The 17,674-nt window shown below is 37.6% G+C and carries 15 protein-coding genes and 1 tRNA gene; 4 read left to right on the forward strand and 12 right to left on the reverse strand.

From position 1 onward, the window contains the following. Positions 1–19 precede the first annotated feature (19 nt). The 3 genes from CCK98_RS18200 to CCK98_RS35490 all read left to right on the forward strand — a co-directional run bounded on the left by CCK98_RS18200 (position 20) and on the right by CCK98_RS35490 (position 2,315). Entirely contained in the window at positions 20–1,099 is a 1,080-nt protein-coding gene (locus CCK98_RS18200) for a spore germination protein (protein WP_256942573.1), read from the forward strand. Further along, positions 1,092–2,177: a Ger(x)C family spore germination protein gene (locus CCK98_RS18205; RefSeq protein WP_088087859.1), complete on the forward strand. Its 1,086-nt coding sequence runs from the start codon at positions 1,092–1,094 to the stop codon at positions 2,175–2,177. Before CCK98_RS18200 ends, CCK98_RS18205 begins: the two co-directional genes overlap by 8 nt. 51 nt (positions 2,178–2,228) lie before the next feature. Further along, positions 2,229–2,315 (forward strand) — tRNA-OTHER (locus tag CCK98_RS35490). A gap of 70 nt (positions 2,316–2,385) precedes the next feature. Here the strand turns inward: CCK98_RS35490 and CCK98_RS18210 are convergent. The 7 genes from CCK98_RS18210 to CCK98_RS18240 all read right to left on the reverse strand — a co-directional run bounded on the left by CCK98_RS18210 (position 2,386) and on the right by CCK98_RS18240 (position 10,654). Further along, positions 2,386–3,759, reverse strand: a complete 1,374-nt coding sequence (locus CCK98_RS18210) for a nucleoside recognition domain-containing protein (RefSeq protein ID WP_088087860.1) — start codon at positions 3,757–3,759, stop codon at positions 2,386–2,388. Further along, positions 3,734–4,453, reverse strand: coding sequence for a FeoB small GTPase domain-containing protein (locus CCK98_RS18215; RefSeq protein ID WP_088087861.1), 720 nt, complete (start codon positions 4,451–4,453; stop codon positions 3,734–3,736). Before CCK98_RS18215 ends, CCK98_RS18210 begins: the two co-directional genes overlap by 26 nt. After that, positions 4,446–4,697, reverse strand: a complete 252-nt coding sequence (locus CCK98_RS18220; protein ID WP_088087862.1) for a FeoA domain-containing protein — start codon at positions 4,695–4,697, stop codon at positions 4,446–4,448. The genes CCK98_RS18215 and CCK98_RS18220 overlap by 8 nt, the downstream gene beginning before the upstream one ends. A 173-nt stretch (positions 4,698–4,870) precedes the next feature. Next, entirely contained in the window at positions 4,871–7,177 is a 2,307-nt protein-coding gene (locus tag CCK98_RS18225) for an ATP-dependent DNA helicase (RefSeq protein WP_088087863.1), read from the reverse strand. Between the two features lie 162 nt (positions 7,178–7,339). After that, positions 7,340–8,581, reverse strand: coding sequence for a glutamate-5-semialdehyde dehydrogenase (locus CCK98_RS18230; protein ID WP_088087864.1), 1,242 nt, complete (start codon positions 8,579–8,581; stop codon positions 7,340–7,342). 6 nt (positions 8,582–8,587) lie between these two features. Beyond that, positions 8,588–9,700 (reverse strand): glutamate 5-kinase, encoded by a 1,113-nt coding sequence (gene proB, locus CCK98_RS18235; protein ID WP_088090457.1) that lies wholly within the window; start codon positions 9,698–9,700, stop codon positions 8,588–8,590. A gap of 348 nt (positions 9,701–10,048) precedes the next feature. After that, positions 10,049–10,654 (reverse strand): alpha/beta hydrolase, encoded by a 606-nt coding sequence (locus CCK98_RS18240; RefSeq protein WP_088087865.1) that lies wholly within the window; start codon positions 10,652–10,654, stop codon positions 10,049–10,051. 357 nt (positions 10,655–11,011) lie between these two features. On the opposite strand from CCK98_RS18240, the gene CCK98_RS18245 reads away from it, so the two are divergent. Beyond that, positions 11,012–11,230 (forward strand): hypothetical protein, encoded by a 219-nt coding sequence (locus CCK98_RS18245; RefSeq protein ID WP_088087866.1) that lies wholly within the window; start codon positions 11,012–11,014, stop codon positions 11,228–11,230. Positions 11,231–11,240: 10 nt separating this feature from the next. Here the strand turns inward: CCK98_RS18245 and CCK98_RS18250 are convergent, their stop codons facing one another. From CCK98_RS18250 to CCK98_RS18270, 5 genes are all read right to left on the reverse strand, one after another. After that, on the reverse strand, positions 11,241–12,344 hold the full coding sequence (locus CCK98_RS18250; RefSeq protein WP_088087867.1) for a GerAB/ArcD/ProY family transporter: 1,104 nt from the start codon (positions 12,342–12,344) through the stop codon (positions 11,241–11,243). Between the two features lie 46 nt (positions 12,345–12,390). Further along, positions 12,391–13,590, reverse strand: coding sequence for a Ger(x)C family spore germination protein (locus tag CCK98_RS18255; protein WP_179195853.1), 1,200 nt, complete (start codon positions 13,588–13,590; stop codon positions 12,391–12,393). Further along, on the reverse strand, positions 13,580–15,226 hold the full coding sequence (locus CCK98_RS18260; protein ID WP_088087869.1) for a spore germination protein: 1,647 nt from the start codon (positions 15,224–15,226) through the stop codon (positions 13,580–13,582). The genes CCK98_RS18255 and CCK98_RS18260 overlap by 11 nt, the downstream gene beginning before the upstream one ends. Before the next feature lie 670 nt (positions 15,227–15,896). Beyond that, positions 15,897–16,745, reverse strand: coding sequence for a DUF3307 domain-containing protein (locus CCK98_RS18265; RefSeq protein ID WP_088087870.1), 849 nt, complete (start codon positions 16,743–16,745; stop codon positions 15,897–15,899). Positions 16,746–16,771: 26 nt separating this feature from the next. Further along, a complete protein-coding gene (locus CCK98_RS18270; RefSeq protein WP_088087871.1) occupies positions 16,772–17,569 on the reverse strand; it encodes a hypothetical protein in 798 nt (265 codons plus the stop codon). Positions 17,570–17,674: the final 105 nt, after the last annotated feature.

The following is a 17,674-nucleotide window of genomic DNA, read 5'->3' on the forward strand; positions in this document are numbered from 1 at the left end:
AAGGGGTATTCCATTGCAAGTGAATAAAAGGCATCAAGTTTCTCCCTATTTAGTTTTCTTTATTGTTTACAATTCACAAGTTGGGGTTGGCATATTAGGATTCCAAAGAACCATTGCTGCGAAAGCAGGATATGATGCATGGATTGGTGTAATCTTGGCAGGGTGTTTAGTTCAACTATTCATATGGATGATGTTTAAACTGCTCGAAAAAGCCGATGGAGATATCGTTGATGTCCATTCAAAAGTGTTTGGGAATATTCTTGGTAATTTTTTTAGTTTTATCATTATGATTTATTACTGGTTGGCTAGTCTCTCGGTCTTGCTTGGTTTTATTGAGATTATTCAAGTTTGGATGTTCCCTACATTACCTTCATGGATACTTTGTTCATTAATCTTAGTTTTAGTTTATTATTGTGTGTCTGGAGGATTTCGAGTTGTTGTTGGTGTTTCTTTTTTGTCATTTATTTATCCACAAATCATACTAATCGCACTTTATATTTTTCCATTGAAGGCTTCTCATTTTACCAATTTACTGCCAATCATGAATCATTCTTTTTTGGATATGCTGGATGCAGTCAAAAGTTCTATGTATACGTTAGCAGGAACAGAAACGTTACTCATATTCTATCCATTTATTAGAGATCCTAAATCGTCAAAAAAGTTCGCTCATTTAGCGGTATTGTTTACTACCTTACTATATACGCTTTCTGCGATTGTATCATTTACGTTTTATAGTGAGAGACAATTAAAAGAAACCATTTGGCCAGAATTAACTTTAATAAAAATTATCCGGCTATCTTATTTAGAACGCTTTGAATACCTATATATCTCCATGTATTTAATTATCGTTTCAGCATTAATCGCAGTTCTATTATGGTGTTCAACACGAGGTTTAAAGAGAATTTTTAAAAAGAAACAAAAGAACTTTTTAATTATTCTAAGTCTAATTAGTGTGGTTATATCTCAATTAATAAACGAACAATGGAAAGAAACACTGGATAAATACGTTACCCAAATGAATTTATGGATCTTTTACGGCTACATCCCAATCCTCCTAATACTTTTCATAATACTAAGAAGGAGAAAACAAAATGCCTAATCGAGCCTTAATAGGAATATGGGTTCTTATTTTCTTATTATCCGGTTGTTCTCTGATACCCACCAATATCGTCAATCAAATAAATATGGCCCAGGGTGTAGGATATGATTGGGCCGGAAAGAAAATGATAAAAGGAACCATTACCTATCCAATTTATAAGAAGGATAAGCCCTCTACCACTGAAGTCAAAATATCCTTAGGTGAAACGAGTAAAGAAATTCGGAGCAACATAAATAATGAGTCACGGTATCCATTAGTCAGCGGTCAATTACGGGTTGCACTTTTTGGAAAATCACTAGCAAAAAAAGGGATTACTGATGTGGTTGACACCCTAAACCGTGACCCAGCCATAGGCAGTGTTATTCAAATGGCTGTCGTCGATGGGGATGCCAGTGAACTACTTAAAATAGAGAAATTCAAAAAAGAAAATGTTTCGTTGTTTGTACAAGAAATGCTGGATCACTCCATGAAATCAGATAATCTTCCTGAATCAAATTTACAAACATATTCATTTCAATTTAACCAAGATGGACAGGATCCCTACTTGCCATTAATCAAACAGATAGAAGATAATATTAAAATTATTGGCCTGGCGATATTAAAAGATGATCGATATGTCTTTCCTATTTTTATGGAGGATGCATTCACATTTAAATGTTTAGTTGATAAATATATACAAGGCTTACAGCGTTTCACATTAGAAAATGGTGAAAGGGTCGTTCTAGATAATCTTCATTCAAAAGCACACTATCAAGTAAAAATAAAAAAAGGCCGACCGGAATTTACGATTAATCTTAAGTTGAAAACAAGGCTTCAAGAATTCACATCTCCAAAGAAAAAAAGGGTAGCATTGGATAAAAAACATATCCAAAAAGATATTGCCGGGCAATTAGAAGAAAACTCATTAAAACTCATCAAAAAGTTTCAAAAACATGGCGTGGACCCTTTAGGTCTAGGTGCAAAATATAGAGAGCATGATCGCGATTTTAATGAAAAAAAATGGAAGAGATTCTATCCAACAGCAAAAGTTCATGTACATGTAAAGGTGAAAATCAAACAAACTGGAACTGTAGATTAATTCTTTAAAATGAAAAGGATACTTTCGAGGAACATGGTCAAAATATAATCAGGGCTTGTAGCTCAATGTGTAGAGCAACCTGTAGTCCCTCTTGTTGACTGCAGTGTGTCTTTGTGGGTTCAAATCCCACCAAGCCCAAATATCTTCCAGCATTAGTAAAGGGACTGACAAAAGTGTCAGTCCCTTTTAAACATTTGTTATAGCGATTTTATAGTAAGCCAAAATATTTCACGGTTTGTGTAATAATAAGTGGGACAAGGATCGCGATAACGGTCGGTATAAGGAAGGCAAGAAAGGTCCATTTCTTACTCTTTGTTTCTTTATAAATATTAAGCAACGTCGTGCCGCATGGATAATGAAGAAGCGAAAATAACATCATATTTAATGCTGTAAGCCACGTCCAACCGTGATCAAGAAAGATTTTCTTCAAATCTACCATGCTATCAACTTCTGTTAAAGATCCTGTTGATAAATAACCCATCAATAAGATTGGAAGGACAATTTCGTTTGCCGGTAACCCCAAAATAAACGCCATCATGATATAGCCGTCAAGACCAAGCATTTTTCCAAATGGGTCCAAAAACTCAACAGCATACATCAAAATACTGGTATCACCAATGTAAATATTCGCGAACACCCAAGTCAAAATCGCTGCTGGAGCAGCAACTTTAACGGCGCGAACTAACACAGACCAAGACTTTGTTAAAGATGAGCGAATCACGGTATCAAATATCTTCGGTTTACGGTATGGCGGCAGTTCTAACGTGTAATGAGTTGGTACTCCTTTAAGGGCCGTTTTCGACAGAACCCAAGAAACAAAAAAGGTTACCACTATACCAAATAAAACAATACCGACAACGACCCCTGTGGTAACAAGTGATGCTGCCCCACCTGTAAAATTGGCAGCCATGAATAACGAAGCTAGAACAATTAAAGTTCCCCATCTGCCATTACATGGAACAAAGTTGTTTGTCAGGATGGCCAGCATCCGCTCTCTTGGTGATTCAATAATCCTTGTTGAAATAACGGCTGCCGCATTACAGCCAAATCCCATCGCCATTGTTAATGATTGCTTCCCATGGGCACCTACCCTTTTAAAGAGCCGATCCATGTTAAAGGCTACCCTTGGAAGATAACCATAATTTTCTAATAATGCAAATGTTGGAAAAAAGATCGCCATCGGCGGTAGCATAACGCTAATCACCCATGTTGTTCCTCGGTATAAACCGAGAACAAGGACTCCGTGCAACCAATCGGGTGCATGCAGGAAAGTAAAAAATGCTGTAATATACCCCTCTAAGAATCCGAAAAACTCAGCTATCATGGAGGATGGGATATTTGCTCCAGCGATTGTTAAATAAAATAGAACTCCTAACATAGCAATCATGATGGGAAAACCAAAAATTGGTGAGGTAAAAACCGCATCTAGTTTTTCGGTTCGAGTATCCCTCTTTGATTTGGTATAGGTGATTCCTTCGCCACATAATTTATGACTGCGGTCATAAAGATGTTGAACAATGTCATCTCTTAGCTTTGGTGTCGAAAGCTCCTGAGCTTCAGCATAAAGCTTTTGAATATTCATTCTCTATACCACCTCCTGCAACCAATCGGTTACTAATTTCATTCAGTAATGTTTCGTCTCCATCTAGCAATCTCAAAGAAACCCAACGAGCGGATAGTTGATCTCCAACAAATTCTCGTACTTTAGGTTCAATTTTTTTAATTTTGGCTTCGATTTCAGCAGGATACGTCACTTGAACCGGGTTGCATTCAATCACCCCTGTCACAATGCGATCAATCGTATCTAAGAGCATAGGAAATCCCTTTTTGTTCCTGGCAGAAATCTTGATGACGGGAACTCCCAACCGATTGGTCAACAATCGCTCATTAATCTGAATTCCTTGTTCTTCCGCAACATCAATTAAATTGATACAAATGATAACATTTGTTGTCATCTCTAATACCTGCAACGCTAGATTAAAATTCCGCTCTAATGAGGTCGCATCTAGTACCACAACTGTCACATCTGGTTTTTCAAAAACGATATAATTTCGCGCTACTTCTTCATCCGTTGAATTCGAGAATAGCGAATAGGTGCCAGGAAGGTCAATAAGATTAAACGTTTTATCCTTATGCTGAACAGTCCCTTGCGCAAGTGAAACCGTTTTCCCAGCCCAATTTCCGGTATGCTGTCTTAGGCCCGTTAAGGCATTAAACAAGGTGCTTTTACCCGTATTCGGATTTCCAGCTAAGGCAATTCGATATTCATTACTCATAAGACACCAGCTCCCCCTCTATTCTTGAACTTTCCTCTCTCCGAAGAGCAATCGTTGTTTGACTGACACGAAAGGCAATCGGGTCTCCCAACGGACTTTTACGCATGACCTCAACTAATGCACCTGCCACAAATCCTAAGTCTAATAATCTTCTTCTCATCACACCGTCCAGATTTAAAGAAGTAATTTTAATTAAATTGCCTTTTTCACCATTTACCAATTTGATAATGTTAGGGTTATCCATCTCTCTTTCCCCTCCTTCAAAGTTTTTACCTTGTGCAACTTTTTATTAATTATATGTTTAATTTCCAAAATTGTCACCTTATTTGTAAAAATAAATATTATCTGCGTGTTGGAAACTAGGATTTTATCAAAAATTTAACTAAAAAAGCCCTTATGGATATTTTCCATAAGGGTTTATTTGCCTTTTAATAGAGGTGTTTGTGGATAACCAACTGTATACTGCTGCCATTCCAGCGGCATGAGCATTTGATACTGTCGCTGGAGGAATCGGTCATCGATCAATACGATGGTTCCGTGGTCCTCCTCCGAGCGAATCAACCTTCCCCCTGCTTGCAGCACTTTATTCATGCCAGGATATACGTAGGCATAGTCATAACCGTTTTTGTCTTTTTGATAAAAATGTTCCTTAATGAGGTTCCGCTCAAAACAAAGTTGTGGCAATCCTACACCTACAACGACAACCCCATTTAAACGATCTCCGATTAAATCAACGCCCTCCGAAAAAATACCGCCGAGGACAGCGAAGCCCAGTAATGTTTCTGTTTGATTGGGTTTAAATGCCGCCAAGAAAGCTTCCCTTTCAGTTTCGGTCATCCCTGATGCTTGGATGATCGTATTGGTTTCTTGGTCTTGTTGCTTGAACTGGTCATAAACAGAAAGTAAATACTGATAGGATGGGAAAAAGATAAAATAATTCCCAGGCCGGTTTTTAATCAAGGCTTGGATTGAAGATACAATTGAACGCTTTGTCTGTTCCCGGTCTCGGTAACGAGTAGATAATGGATTGATAAAGACGTCGACTTGGTCGCTTGAAAATGGTGAAGGGATGGATATTGCATAATCATCGTCCTGCCCACCAAGGATTTCTTGATAATAGGATAAAGGTGACAATGTGGCCGAAAAGAATAGTTTTGATCGATAGCCCTTCCCCATTTGTCTTAGAAGCTTTGAAGGATCAATGCAAAAAAGCTTCACGAGTAAATCGTTTTTAATTTTTTCGGCATAAACGACATAATGTTCATCAAGCAACTCGGTAATTTTTAAAAAATTATTTACCACAAAGTATGCTTCCAAAAGAGTTTGGGACGTTTCTGTTTGAAGAACCTGTTCTGCGCTTTCTACAAATTGAATCAGTTGTTCAATTAATTCTTCATCCAAATGATCAATGGTGAATTCATATTTATCTAGATTTTCTTTTTTGAGGGAAATAAACCAAGCATTTAGCTTGGTTGCAGACTCATATATTGCTTTATTGACACCCTTAAAATCCTTTTTCAATTGGAGAAATAATTCTTTGTTTAAGGTTGCTGAAAACATCTCACGCCCCCGGTCCACCAGATTATGTGCCTCGTCGACTAGGAGTGCGGTATGTTTTTTTTGCTCTTCAAACAGACGTTTTAGCGATACCCGCGGGTCGAAAATATAATTGTAGTCACAGATGATACAGTCCACTGTATAGGTAAGGTCAATCGAAAATTCAAATGGACAGACCGTATGTTTCCTTGCATATATTTCAATTACTTCACGGGTCATGCCGGTTTCATTTGTTAGAATATCATGAATTGCGTCATTGATCCGATCATAATAGCCATTTGCAAATTCACAATAATCTTTTTGGCAAACAGTTTCCTCTTTAAAACAAACCTTGTCCTTGGCCGTAATGGTCAGCGTGTTGATACAAAGACCTGAAGAGCGCATTTTCTTAAACGCCTCTTCGGCAGTTGTACGGGTAATCGTTTTAGCCGTAAGGTAGAAAACTCGATTCAGAAGCCCCTCCCCGATTGCCTTTACTGATGGAAACAGTGTCGATATCGTCTTGCCGATTCCGGTTGGCGCTTTAGCGAACAGATTTTTTTCATCTAAAATCGTCTTATAAATCACCCCAGCTAATTTCCGCTGTCCCTCGCGATAGGAATCAAATGGGAAGGCTAGCTCTTTACAACTTCCATTTCGTTTTTCCCGATGCTCGTGCAGCAGCTTAGCGTATGGGGCATAGTCTTCAATTATCTTTCCAACAAATGCTTCAAGTTCTGAAATCGCGCACTTCTTTTTATAATATGTTTTCACTTCTGTTTCAACGTGGACATAGGTAAGTTGGACAAAGATTTCCTCTAGCACCTTGTTCTTGGCATACATATAGGCATACATCTTTGCCTGCGCCCAGTGCACAGGATACCCTCCATTTTGTATCTGCTCTGACATCTGTGAAAATGATTTGATTTCGTCGATGATCACTTCATCCCCACGAAACAATAGCCCATCACACCTGCCATCAATAAAGAAGGAAAGCTCATCAAACGGGACTTCCGCGTGGAGATACACTTCTTTTTGATCATCTTCTTGATACGTTTTTTGAATCTTTTGATGAATCCTTGTCCCATCCAGAAGCGTCGATTGAGAGCGGAAACGTGAATCAATACTGCCGCCCTTGAAAACATGTTCAACGAGCGTTCTTACCGATATATGAATAGCCTCTGACATTGGCTCACCAACTTACTAGAAAATCAATCATGAGAATATATGTTTGCTACTTAAAGTATACCATATTTTCATAACCATCTGATAGCATCGACCGAAAGCCAATTCAAATAAAAAACAAGTAAGGACTAACCAGCCTCCTTACTTGTTCTTTTCTTGAAATGATTATGACCGAATCTGACCAGTGCCACGGACAATCGCTTTTGTCGTTGTGAGTGCACGGAGTCCCATTGGTCCACGAGCATGAAGCTTTTGTGTGCTAATTCCAATTTCTGCCCCATATCCAAACTGCTCACCATCGGTGAACCGAGTCGATGCATTATGGTATAACACCGCTGCATCCACTGCCTGAAAAAACAAACCAACATTTTCAGGATTTTCACTGATAATTGCCTCAGAATGTTTTGTTCCATATTGATCGATATGGTCAATTGCTTCCTTCACATCACTTACCAGTTTTACCGCCAAAATTGGTGCTAAAAATTCTGAACACCAATCTTCTTCTGTTGCTTGTTTTACAAATGAATAGGCAGAAGCTAATTCTTTATCTCCACGCAACTCCACCCCATGGTCATAAAGCGACCTTAATAATTCAGCTGCAAAAGGCCACTTTTTGTGAATAATTACGGTTTCGGCTGCATTACAAACAGATGGACGGTGCAATTTTGCATTTATTGCGATATCTATTGCCATCGTTTCATTTGCTGTTTCATCAATAAAAACATGACAGTTGCCTACACCCGTCTCCAAAACTGGAACCGTAGCGTTTTGGATTACTGATTGAATTAATCCAGCTCCACCGCGTGGTATAAGAACATCTAGGTATTGATTCAGTTTAAACATTTCTGAAGCTGTTTCACGGCTCGTGTCCTCCAATAGTTGAACGGCATCGACAGGTATTGCGGTTTCTGCAAGTGCCTTGCGCATTACATGGACAAGTGCCTTATTGGAATGAATGGCTGAAGAGCTCCCTCTTAAAAGAACAGCATTTCCGGCTTTTAAGCAAAGACTTCCCGCATCAACGGTAACATTGGGTCGTGCTTCATACACCATTCCAACCACCCCGAGAGCAACACGGATCATCTCTATTTGTAAACCATTCGGACGGTCCCATGCTTCGATTATTTCACCAATTGGATCCTTCAAATCAATTAACTGGCGAACTCCATCCACGATCTGCTCGATTCTTTCTTCTGTTAACATAAGTCGATCCAACAGTGAAGCGGAAAATCCATTTTCTTTTCCTGCTTCAATATCCTTGGCATTTTCAGTAATTAACCATTCTTTTTCTGTTAATAAATGGTCAGCCATCATCGATAACGCATTGTTTTTTTCTTCCGCTGACACCATTCCCAATTGTTTAGCGGCTTTCTTTAATTTACTGGCTTTTTCTAACAACTCACTCATTCAGTTTCACTCCTTTGGCATTGTGACCCAATTGTCACGATGAATGACTTCTGCTTTTTTATTAATGGAATAATCCTTCGATTGTTCACTTGGCAAACCTTTTACTTTTAGTAAATTCTTAGAAGAATAATAAATTTGGCCTTTCCCGACAATTTTGCCTTTTTGATTCTGGACAACGACCACATCTAAGGCGTTAAACTCACCAATGACATTCGTGACACCCACTGGAAGTAAACTTTTACCCTGGAACACAACGGCCTTTTCCGCGCCATCATCAATTTCGATCACACCACCGACCTGAGAGTGGTAAGCAATCCATTGTTTTCTCATTTGCATTTGCGTCTGGAATGGTCCGCCGATATAAGTCCCATCACCCTTACCAGTTAAAATATCAACCAGTTTTTCCTTTCCAGCACCAGTGCCGACGAAGACACTGACACCAAGGGAAAGAGCTTTTTTTGATGCTAGTAATTTTGATTTCATTCCACCTGTTCCAACAGAAGAACCACTTTCTCCGGCAACACCGAGGAGTTTTTCAGATATTTCAGGAATAAAATGATATTTTTTTGCCTCTTTCGATGATTTTGGATTGCCATCATATAAACCATTCACATCTGTTAAAATAATCAATGCATTCGCATGTAAAAAACCACTTACGAGCGCTGAGAGCATATCATTGTCACCGAAAGTCAATTCCTCAATCGCAACCGAATCATTTTCATTAATGATCGGTAAAACACCTTTTTGAAGTAACTCATGAATGGTATTAAAGAGGTTATGAAACCGAACCTGGCTGTAAAAATCTTCACGAGTTAATAGGATTTGGGCTGGCACTATCGCAAACTCTTTAAATAACTGTATATAATTCTGCATCAACAACCCTTGTCCCACAGCTGCGGCCGCTTGTTTCCCAGCAACTGTCTTTGGACGAGATGGATATCCAAGTGAGCCAAATCCTGCAGCAACTGCTCCGGATGAAATAAGGAGAACATCATGCCCTTGCTCTTTCAAAAAGGCAAGTGCCTCTACATGGTCTCGTATTTTCTCTTCAGAAATTGTTCCTGAGGCATTCGTGAGCGAGCTGCTCCCAATCTTTACAACCACCAGCTGTTTTTTCATCGCATTCCGAACCTTTCTTTTTGTAAAATAAAAAAACGACTCTTCTGTCCTAAAAAAAAGGACGGAAAGTCGTTTCCGCGGTACCACCTTTATTGATGCCATGCACCCACTTTAATCCCGTAACGAGGGTGACGGCTTATGTTTGCATAAGCAGCGTGTGAGGGCAGGTTCAGACTTTTTTCCGTGAGAAACCTTTCAGCCAACGGGTTTCACTCTCTATCACGTTCCAAAGATTTACTAATCCCAAACTGTTTTCGATTTATATTTCTTTGATTATCCTTAGAAATTGGATAAAAGTCAATAGAATATTTTAAATTATTGAAAAAAGAGCTAAATAGATTAGCTCTTTTAAATGAGTTTTTTATACCACTGAGCTGCTGCCTCAACTTCATCAAAGGTTAATTGATGTCCATTATGCTCCCAATGAAGATGGACCTTCGCCTGAGCCTGCTCCAACATCTTTTCGAGTTCGCCTGATTCCAATGGTGAACAAATAGGATCATTTGTTCCAGCACCAATAAAAACGGATGTTCCTGATAAATCAGGCAAAGAAATCCCTCTTAAAGGAACCATTGGATGATGGAGAATGGCTCCTTTTAAGGCATCTTGATAATGGAACAACAAACTGGCAGCAATATTTGCACCATTTGAATACCCAATCGCAATGACATTGTTTCGATCAAATTCATATTTTTTAGCTGCATCATCTAGAAATTCATATAATTCTTTTGTGCGAAAAATAAGATCCTCTTCATCAAAAATACCCTCCGCTAATCTTCGGAAAAAACGCGGCATCCCATTTTCAAGGACATTTCCACGCACACTTAGAAACGAAGCCTCCTCATCAATTTTCCCTGCTATAGGAATCAAATCTAATTCTGTTCCGCCTGTCCCATGCAGCAATAAAAAAGTTGGTTTGCTTGCGACTTTCCCTTTTTGAAAAATATGTTTCATCGTCGTCCGTCCCCTTCCTTAATATAAAAGTTTCCTTACAGTTATCACAGCTACATCAGAAGGTGTTACCCTTACAGGAAGTGATTCCGATATTTGACTTGATTATTTCATAATCGTCCAAATATGAAAATCTCTTAATTACAAATATCTCGATTATGAGATAATAGTAATACTAAATTTTTTTCACGTCAACTAGCTTCCCCATTTTAAAACATCGTGTAATCATAAATGGAAATATAAACAACTATGAAATGAAACTATTTCATAAAACAACCAAAGCCGTCTATTATTTTTATTAAGAAATTCTCTTCTGACAAATACTACATTTAAAACATAATTAAGTAAGGGAGAAAAGCCATGAAAGTGTTAGGTATTTATGTATTGGTATTATTATCGTCTCTTTCATTCATTTTATTATTGGACATCCTTTTAGGATTTAGCCTCCCTCATGCATTCTACCATCTTGTAAATCCTTTTTGGGTAATCGAGTCAGGAGAATATTTAATGTTAGTATGTCTTTTTTTGCTTATCATTGGTCAACAAATCTTTATCGTCATAAAAAATAGAACTGAATAACAAAATGGCTCTAATTAGTTTTCTTGTTGAAACGGTTTCGGATGATGGAAACAAAAACCATTAGTAATGGAAGAATTATAAAAAAAACAGTGTGAAAATAAGGGCCTACTACGTAACGACCTTCTTCTATATGCTCGGAATAATTAGAGGCAATCATCATGGATGAAAAGATGAGGGTCCCTCCGGCTGGCAGGAGAATCGGTCGATGATTTTTCAACTTGAACAAATCGACTACTCCGATTACAGCACTATAAAGAAAGATAGATACCTTGAAAAAAACCGTAATCAATAAAGTAAAAACCACAATAGCATCAAGTCTTTGTATAAATTCTAAAAGATTAACCCTTCCAATTGTTGCTAACGAAGGAAATGTAGCCCTCTCCATTACTTCGACACCAAGAACAGCGATATTTAAAGCTGCTGTAAAACCTAAAATAAGACCGCTAGAAACTAAAGCAGACAACCACACTTTTTTCAATAATTTAGGCCTATTTAAATAAGGAACAAGCATCGTGAAGACAATCATTTCTCCAAAAGGGACATCTGTCAAGAAAGGAAAGGCTGTAGTTAAAATTGGTTTCCATCCATTTTCCAGAAATGGCCGTAAATGCCGAAATTCAATAGTACCTGAAACAAGGATAAAAAAATATCCTGTAGCTCCAAACAAGAGTAAAATGACTATAAATACTTCTGCTGTTCTCCCTAATACTTCAATTCCTAGATATAGTACAAAACATACTACAAGTACAAAAGTGATATGAACCACTAATAAAGGTGTTTCTGTCAATGTCGATGAAATCAGCAACTCACTAAAATCACGCACATTTCTGGCAGCAATATACAAAAAATAAAAAATATATAGCAACCCAACGATCCCCCCCAAGTATTTACCAAATATTTTTATTGCATATCCGGTAAGGGGCAGAGTTGGATATTGACGAAATAATAAGTAGTAAATAAACAATAGGACAATTCCCCCGCACATTCCAAAAAGAATTGCCAGCCAGGCATCTTTTCCGGCATCTATTCCATAACTTACGACCACTGCAGTTCCCAAGTCAAATATAAACATCATGGCAAAGAGTTGAATGGCACTAATTTTAGCTTTCTCCATGTCTGAGAGAACCTCCCTTCTTACCCAATTTGGTTAGTTTTTTTATTTACTTTAGATATGATTTTGTTCGCATGCCTGTCCGACGGATAAAAGCTTTTACTTTTACATTGACTTCCGTTTCAGGGAAGACCTCATTATTCCATTTATTATCTATATTTTTCCATAGTCCTTTATCTGCAATGTTGATAAATTCACTAAACCCAAAAATATCACTTTTATGCCTTTGGGCAGCTTTTACCGCTGCCATTACCTCAGCCTTTATTTTTTTTTCCGTCTGTTTTTCTAGTTTTTCAATTATTTTATTTTTACTTAGATCAATAGAACAATTACTTTCTATAACAGACCCTTCTGAGTGGACTGTTATATTAATAACAGGTCTCTGGCTTTTGATTTTAACCTTAATGTCTGATTTAGAACGTGCAATCTCAATAGAAATTGCATCCTTCCTCTTTTCACAATCAATGTTCATAACCGTTCTTTTCATTTCATCCATAATCCACGTTACACCATGTGCATCATCTCCATCTAGCCATTTTTTAAATTTTCTATCTTTAAAAAGAGCAAGCCCTCTTATTTGTATCATTGCATCTGGAGAAATTTTTTGCATATTGTTGGATGTGTTCCCTTTTTCTACAGCTCCGTTTAGTTGAACTCCAGTAATCCCAAAACTGCCTTCCTCTAATCGATCTATGACTTGACCGGCATATAACGCGTACTCCCCCCATACTTTTTTAGAAGATTTTAAGGTATCAACAATTCTCTCCGAAGGGATCGCTTCTAAAGGTGTCGTTACTTTAAGAACATCCTCTGCTGAATGGCCTCTTACGATTAAGACTGGAAAAAGAAGCCGAAACTGGGAGTCGCGTTCTATCATATCAAACAAATCTCCAATTCCTTCTTTAGCCATTTCTTCACTAATTACCATTAATTGGAGATGAGGAAAAAAAAGCTCTTCAGGCGCCGTGCCTGACATTTTCCGAAGCGCTTCTGAAAGGGTGCTTCCTGTATTGGTAAAGGTTAAAACAGGAGATGCTTGCGTTTTCCCCCCTGTTGAGCCACCAGCTACTTGTGATGGATTGACAATTTGAACGGTAACACGATACCTGTTCTTCACCTTGTTACCACCTTTATCAATGCCTATTGCAGATACAACGCTCAAATTCTGTAATTCTGCACTATCCCAGCATCCTGATAACAATACAGTCGCTAAACAGAGCAAAAAAATTAAGGATAGTTTACCTCTCATTGGAATCCCTCTGTGATTCATGGTCTTTTTTGTTCTCTTCTCTTGATGATGGTCCACGACTTTGAGTATTATCTGTCCTTTTGACTCTGTTCTGGTTAACTAACCGAGGTCGTTTTGACAAAAATGGTAAAGGTAAGCGCAAGATGGCATCTTTTTGATCGTCAAAAATAATTGGAGCAAAGGGAGCCATGTAAGGGATACCAAAAGAGCGGAGGCTGCAAGAATGAGCAACTAATAAAATGATTCCTAAACCAATCCCATAAATACCCAAAAAACCCGCCAAAATCATCATACAAAATCGAAGTAAACGTACCGAATCAGTCATCGAATAATGGGGGATTGTAAAGCTAGCGATTGCCGTCGCTGCCACCACTATGACCATGGCACTTGAAACAATTCCGGCCGTAACAGCCGCATCTCCTAATACCAGTGCACCAACAATGGAAACAGCCTGGCCAACAGGTCGTGGCATCCGGATACCTGCTTCCCGCAAAACTTCAAATGTAAATTCCATTAACAAGGCCTCTATAATGATGGGAAATGGAATTGCTTGGCGCTGTGCTGATAAGTTAATGAGTAAGGGAGTTGGAATCAATTCTGGATGAAACGAAACAAACGCAATGAAAAGTGAAGGTCCAAGAAGAGTAATTAAAAAGGAACCAATTCTTAAAAACCTCAAAAAACTAACCATAATCCAATTTAGGTAATAATCTTCAGCCGTTTGAAAAAATTGGTTCCATGTTGCAGGTACAATCAAATTATTCGGTGTCCCATCCACAAAAATCACAACACGACCTTCCAGCAAATTTCCTGTCACAACATCCGGACGTTCGGTTGAAAAGATGGTCGGCCAAGGTGTAAATGTTTCGTCAGTAATCCATTCATCAATGGTATTAGTACCAAGAACTTCATCTACTGCAATTTTACCTAGCCGTTCTTTCACTTCGGTAAGAAGCTTGTCATTGACAATCCCTTTTACGTACATAATTCCAACTTCGGTTTGAGTAATATTACCTATTTGCATCATTTCAAGCCATAGATTGGGACTTTTAATTCTACGACGAATCATAGCTGAATTGGTAATAAGCGATTCCGTAAAGCTATCTTTAGGTCCTCGCACGGAAGATTCTGAGGTAGGTTCTGTAATAGATCTTAATTCCCCTCCTTGAGAAGAACACCCAAGTGCTCGCTTCCAGCCATCAACGAGAACAATGGTTTGGCCCGATAAAAGCAAAAACAACATCTTTTTCCAGTCCGTAATGTCCTCCACGTTTGTAATCGTCAAAATATGCTCTTTAATATATGTACCTAATTGGCTTGGTAAGCAAGATTCATTGCTATCCGCCATATGAACATCATTCATGAGCCGCTCTATGATAGAACTTCCCATGATTTCCTTATCCGTTAACCCATTTATATAAATAGAAGCAACGTTGTGGAGAAAAGGCTTTCCCATTTTGAATTCGCGAACGGCTAAATCACCGCTGTTACCTAAAGATTCCCTAATCCTTTTAATGTTTTCATCTAAGTATAAACTGAGCTCCTCTGTGTTTGAGGTTATTTCTAAGTCCTCATAATGAAAAGGAGCCTTTCCTTTTTTTCGTTTTTTTATTAACCGATTCCATGCACTATTCATGTTTTATTACACTCCAAATTTAGAATGTACTCAATCAAGAATCCTAAGTCTTATCTAATTATATATACTCTACGTTTTTCCATTTTTTATTCTCTTTTGAAGCAGTGGGCCAGATTAATCCATTAGTGGCTCAGAACATAAAAAGAAGGAATTTCCTAAAGGGACTCTATCAAATTAGTTTTTAATTCAATTGCTCTTAAGAGGACGGAGGTTATGCGTTTTACTATGTTGGCCTTTCCAAATAAAAGTAGGCATAAAAAAATCCACCCTTCATACAAAATTTGGTGGAATTGACATTCTAGTACACATAGAATCAGTCGCACTGGTACTGTGATTTTGCAGGAAAAAACTGGTGACTTTTAATTTCTGGTTTCCCATAGGTATCACAAGTTATTGTTAATCCTTGATTTTATAGGGGTTTCAGACATTTATGGTGGAAAGCCAAATCCCTTTCATATTTTACCAATTTTAGGTTATAAGAATCTTGTTTTCCTACATCCAATATTATAAGATTCACTATCCACATTGTAATTTTTGAGCTGTTCTTCAACCGGATTATTTGCGTTAACTCAAGCGTCAAGTATGGATCATGTGAAACCAGCTGATGTGTCACAATTAACTCAATAAATAATAAAAAGCACCAAATGGATACTTTTTGCGCAATACGAACCTACGTCAATACCACTTTTAACAAAATGCCAAGTGTAATTCCTAGAAACATTGAGGAAAGTGTTCCCAGCAGAAAATATTCTGCCCAGTCCCTGTCATCCATTTGTTTAAACCGGGCAATCGATTTGGCAGTAACAATAAATCCTATTGCTGGATAGGCACTATAAAACGTTAGCAATAAAACTAGTAATCTCTCAATATAGCCGATTAATTTGCCACGCGAAAGTTCATGCTTACTAAATATAGTATAATTGTATACCTCGGTTAATCCGTTATTACCCTTATGTACAAACGCTGCTTCATTTCGTTCATTTTTAAATGTATATTTCCCCTCAAAGGTTAAAAGCTGGTTGGGTAAAGAGCCTAGGAGAATTTTGATCATATGCCCGCTTACACTTGTTGCTAAGATGACAATGATGACTATAAATAGGACAGAATCTATAAAATTCAGGTCCGATTGCTTCTGAAAAAAACGCTCAATTTTAAAATCAAAACACAACTGACATGCTAAAATAATTACTCCTAGATGCAGTAACTGATCTAGAACGAAGAAACCTAACCGCTTCATGTTTTCTTCGTTAGTCAATTTTATATTTTCAAACAGTTTAATCTTTAAAAAATCCACCAAAAGATGCGTCAGCACGATAACAATCAAGGGGATTAATAGGTTTTTAAGGACATTCTCAACATTGAACTGGAAAATCCAGAAACTGATTAGGACAAGGGCAGTCATGAAAAAATGGTGAACGATATGCTTTCGTAAATTCTTTCGTTTTTCAATGACCATGTCATCTGTTTGTAAATAAAAATCAGCAATTAAGTGTGCAATAACTAGACAGAAAAATAACATGGTTTCTCCTCTCTCTATGTTGGAATCTAAGAATCAATGAATGTATTCATTCTTCCCTTCAAATCATTCCGGATGCTTTTAGTTAATTTTTCATTTATCTGTTGTGGATTGTTTGTACATTCAGGGTAGGCCTTTTCCTGTAATGAATGCAGTATACTAATAATTTTTGAAAAAGTATCTAGGATTTCTTCACTATTTCCCTTTTTAAAATGGCTCGATATTGTAGGAGCCGTTCTCCCTAGAAGCTTTCCAATCGCCTTTTGCTGATTTAAAATAAGGTAGAGTGAACATACGAGCTCCTGAATTTCCGTTTGACTCCTAATAAATTTTAGCTGCAAATTTAATAACGTATTCATCAGTGTCTCAAATTCATTTCTGAACTGGTGATATGGTAACGAGTAATTCATATCACTTGGGTAAAACTGGTCCAGTTCAAACTTAAATAGCGTTCTGTTCTTTTCTTGTTTTATTAAATCATTTGCATATCTAGCCTGTTTGACTAATGGATGGATCCATTTTTCAAGATCTACTTCCTTTAATTCCTTTTCAATATCACCAAATGCCAAGCCAAAATAAGGCATATGATCCTTGTATCTCCATATCCTGCTTACAAAAAATGCAATCTTATAAGCGGTCGAATAACCAGGTCCAACAAAAATAATTTCATCTCCAGCACGATGCTTTATTTGAATAGGACCAATATTCTTTGTCCAACAAGTAATCCTGTCGACTAACTCATCCAAATAAACGGTGAGTTCCTCCCCCATTTTTTCTGATGAGGAATTGCTTACATCCAGTATAAAAATTGATATAGGATAATTCATTTTTTATCCCCTTTAACCAAATTAATTAGATTATATAATCTAATTTTAATTAAATTAGGTTATTATGTCAAACTATAGACAAATTAGTTCATTTAGTGAAATTAT

The sequence above is a fragment of the Bacillus sp. OV166 genome, assembly GCF_900177675.1.
Lineage (GTDB): Bacteria > Bacillota > Bacilli > Bacillales > Cytobacillaceae > Neobacillus.